At 56.1% G+C, this 2,340-nt stretch carries 2 protein-coding genes; both read right to left on the bottom strand.

The window, feature by feature from the left end; all coding sequences use genetic code 11:
- A partial coding sequence (locus M0974_RS21800) for a dicarboxylate/amino acid:cation symporter (RefSeq protein WP_297841576.1) occupies positions 1-1,141 on the bottom strand: 1,141 nt, incomplete at its 3' end.
- A 322-nt stretch (positions 1,142-1,463) separates the two neighbouring features.
- On the bottom strand, positions 1,464-2,340 hold an 877-nt coding region (locus tag M0974_RS21795), incomplete at its 5' end, for an ATP-binding protein (RefSeq protein ID WP_297841573.1).

Here is a 2,340-nt window from a genome sequence, read left to right as displayed (position 1 = left end):
TGAAGCGGTCGATGCCAAGAATCAGCGCCAGACCGGCAACCGGCAAGTGGCCAACCGCGGACAGGGTGGCAGCCAACACGATAAAGCCGCTACCGGTAACGCCAGCAGCGCCTTTGGAGGACAGCAACAGTACAACCAGCAAAGTAATCTGATGCGTGATGTCCATGTGGGTGTCGGTCGCTTGAGCGATGAACACGGCAGCCATGGTCAGGTAGATAGCGGTACCGTCGAGGTTGAACGAGTAGCCAGTCGGGATAACCAGACCTACGACCGACTTGTTCGCGCCCAGGCGCTCCATCTTGACCAGCATGCGCGGCAAGGCGGATTCCGAAGACGAAGTACCAAGAACGATCAACAGTTCTTCACGGATGTAACGAATGACTTTGACGACGCTGAAGCCGTGGGCGCGAGCGATGGCGCCCAGTACAACCAGCACGAACACCACGCAAGTGATGTAAAAGCACAGCATCAGCTGACCGAGCTGGACCAGCGAACCTACACCGTAAGCACCGATAGTGAAGGCCATGGCGCCGAACGCACCCAGTGGCGCGAGCTTCATGATCATGTTGATGATGTTGAACATCACGTGGGCGAAGCGATCAATGAAGTCCAGCAATGGTTTGCCGTAAGCACCCAGGCGGTGCAGGGCGAAACCGAAAATCACCGAGAACATCAATACTTGCAGGATATCGCCAGTGGCGAACGCACCGAAGATGGTGTTCGGAATGATGTTCAGGATGAAGCTGACAACGCTTTGATCAGCACCTGCGGCCACGTAGGCTGCAACTTTGGAGGCATCCAGAGTAGCTACGTCGATGTGCATGCCGGCGCCCGGTTGCACTACGTTGACCACAACCAGACCTACCAACAGGGCGATGGTGGAAACAACTTCGAAGTACAACAGCGCGTAACCGCCGGTTTTGCCCACAGACTTCATGGTCTCCATGCCAGCGATACCGCTGACGACCGTGCAGAAGATGATTGGAGCGATGATCATTTTGATCAGTTTGATGAACCCGTCACCCAGTGGTTTAAGCGCAACACCGGTCTGAGGGTAGAAGTGACCGATTAGAACGCCGATAACAATGGCTACGATCACCTGGAAATACAGGGATTTATACAAGGGCTGACGAGTCGTCATTGCGAAGTTCCTCAAGAGCACCGCTGGGCATCATCCATCTGATGCGCGCGATACTTAAAGCGCTTAACCCTCCTGCACTGGAGGGATTTGTTTTGTCGAGTTGCGGGGGCAAACCATTCGCAAACCTCTCCGCCCTATCGCAAAGCGTGTGCCATGTTTTGCAAATGCTCTACAGGCCAGTGAAACCGTAGACCAGTTCTCAATAGAGGGAAATTAACAGCCCAAAATATGGCGGCTTTCCGCCACATACTGAGATTATAGCGCTCGTATTGGCGGAAATCCGCCGCGCGGGCTAATTTGGAGCGGGTTTACGCGGCTATTTTTACGTAGCGAGGAAGTGAATACGAAACGCAGCGCCGCCAAGCGAAGAGTCGCCAAGGGTCAAGCGTGCGTTGTAGCTTTCGATGATGTCTTTGACCACCGCCAGTCCGATGCCCTGCCCCGGATTTTGTCGATCCAGACGCTCACCGCGTTGCAGGATCCGCGCGCGCTGACTTTCAGGAACGCCGGGGCCGTCGTCTTCGATACACAGCTCATCGCCGTTCATCGACGGACGCAGGCTTATACGCACCCGACCGAGGCACAGGCGGTAGGCGTTTTCCAACAAATTACCGAGCATTTCCAGCAAGGCGCCCTGCTCCATTGGAATCAGGTACGCATCCGGCAGGTCGACAATGACTCTGACCTGCTTGTCGCGATAGACCTTTTCCAAGGTGTTGCACAGGCTTTCAACCACCGGCTTCAAGCTGACATGGTGGCGTACCAAACCGCTTTTGCGCAGGCTGGCGCGTTGCAGTTGGTAGTCGATTTGCTGGCTCATGCGTTCGATCTGCGATTGCAGTATTCGCGCCTGGTCGAGGTCTTCGGGGCGTTTGGCGATGGTTTCGCTGACGCCCTGCAACACCGCCAGCGGGGTTTTCAAGCTGTGCGCCAAATCGCCCAGGGAGTCGCGATAGCGGATGCGTTGCTCGCGCTCGCTAAGCAGCAGCCGGTTAAGCGAACCGGTCAACCGCAGCAGTTCTCGCGGGTGTTCCTCACTGAGGCTTTCGCGGGAGCCAGCCTCTACTTCGTCCAACTCCTGACTCAGCCCTCTCAAAGCGCGCAAACCCCACGTCAGTCCGAGCCAGAGCAAGGCCAGCAATACGATTAAACCCGCACCGAAGCCCAGATACAGCTTCTGCCGCAGCCCGGAAATAATC

This window comes from Pseudomonas sp. (assembly GCF_026224925.1).
Classification (GTDB): Bacteria; Pseudomonadota; Gammaproteobacteria; order Pseudomonadales; family Pseudomonadaceae; genus Aquipseudomonas.
The sequence above is the reverse complement of the archived record's forward strand: the minus strand, read 5'-3'. Positions and strand labels throughout refer to the sequence as shown.